Below are 1,344 nucleotides of genomic sequence, written 5' to 3' on the forward strand. Positions count from 1 at the left end.
CTCCATGACGACGTCGACAATGTCCGGCAGGTCATCGGCGTCGATTGCGTCGGTGGACACCATCAAATTACGGGCTTTGCCCATCCAGCCTCGTCCATTCTAATGTCGCAGCAATGCGATTCTTGCGAGCGAAGGTGCGGCCAAAGTCCGGAATTGTCCACCGCGCGCTGTGTGACGGAATAGCTGCGGGAATTGCCTCCGCTCCGGTCCTGGTATCGCATCAGCGGGAGCGCAACGGGCCTTTCCGATCCAGGGATGGCCTCTCAGGGGTGGTCTCTCCTTGCTTTCATGTTCAACATCCTTTATATTCCGTTCAACAGATGGAGATCCCAAGATGACCATACGTGGCGCAGCGACAGCCGCAAGCGAGGAGCGGATCGCCCACACCCGCAACCGTCTGGTGCTTGAGCAGGCGAGGGCGGTCGGCCTGCTTGGCGCGGCCAAGAACACACGCCTTTCCGGCAGGGTGCCGTCGGAATTGATCGAGGCGGCAAAGAAGCGCGCCCATGTGACCTCCGACACCGAACTGCTTGAGCTCGCCCTGTCGCGGCTGGCCCTCGAGGATGATTTTGGCGCCCGGCTCGTCGGCCGCAAGGGCAGCATCTCCGCGGACATCGATCTTGGCATTTGATCTAGGCGGCGCACTGCGGTCCCTAAAACCACAGCGGCGTAGGGCAGGGCTGGAACGGCGACCAGATTCCGCCCTGTCCTGGGCAGGTGACCAGCCGCCTGTCGGCGGCGTATTGCTCCTCGACACCAGCGTCTATCTGGATGTCCTGCAGGGACGTACGCCCGAAGCGGTCGATAACCTTCTGACGTATCGGCTCTGTCACCACTCGGCCGTCTGCCTTGCCGAGCTCAGCCACGTGTTCGGCCGGCTCGACCCGGCGCACCCGACGACGAAGTCGGTCTTGGGAGCCGTTGCGGATACGATCGAGGATATTCCGGCGCACCGGCTGCATGCACCCGACGCCACCGCTTGGGGACGCGCCGGCATGCTGGCCGGCCTGTTGTTCCGGCTGAGCCATCTGCCGAAAGGGAAGGGGCATGAACGCCGCTTCCTCAACGATGCGCTGATCTTTCACCAGGCCGGTATGGTCGGGGCGACGGTCCTGACCGGCAATGTTGGCGATTTCGATTACCTCAGCCAGCTTGTTCCGTCGGTGCGGGTGATCTTCTACCGGGCAGAGCCAGGTTTGCGCCCGCAGGCTTAAAAGCTCAGTGGGATGCACCAGCACTATCGTAGCCGTTCCAGGAAAGACCGTCGCGCTTATGGGATGGCCCGGAGGGTCGCTCGGCGTGAATTTTGGGCTTCTGCTCGACGAAAATGGCCATTTCTAACAT

3 protein-coding genes are annotated in these 1,344 nt (G+C 62.1%); all 3 read left to right on the forward strand.

Features of this window, described 5'->3' with window-relative positions; translation table 11 throughout:
* Positions 1-183 (forward strand): hypothetical protein (locus tag EN993_RS37525; protein ID WP_206532485.1); only part of this gene is annotated, 183 nt, incomplete at its 5' end.
* 151 nt (positions 184-334) lie between these two features.
* The gene (locus EN993_RS35860; RefSeq protein ID WP_111543956.1) at positions 335-631 is read left to right on the forward strand and encodes a hypothetical protein; all 297 of its coding nucleotides are present in this window, start codon (positions 335-337) and stop codon (positions 629-631) included.
* Positions 621-1,214 (forward strand): hypothetical protein, encoded by a 594-nt coding sequence (locus tag EN993_RS35865; protein ID WP_127266246.1) that lies wholly within the window; start codon positions 621-623, stop codon positions 1,212-1,214. Before EN993_RS35860 ends, EN993_RS35865 begins: the two co-directional genes overlap by 11 nt.
* Positions 1,215-1,344: the final 130 nt, after the last annotated feature.

The organism is Mesorhizobium sp. M7D.F.Ca.US.004.01.2.1, assembly GCF_003997785.1.
GTDB lineage: Bacteria > Pseudomonadota > Alphaproteobacteria > Rhizobiales > Rhizobiaceae > Mesorhizobium > Mesorhizobium loti.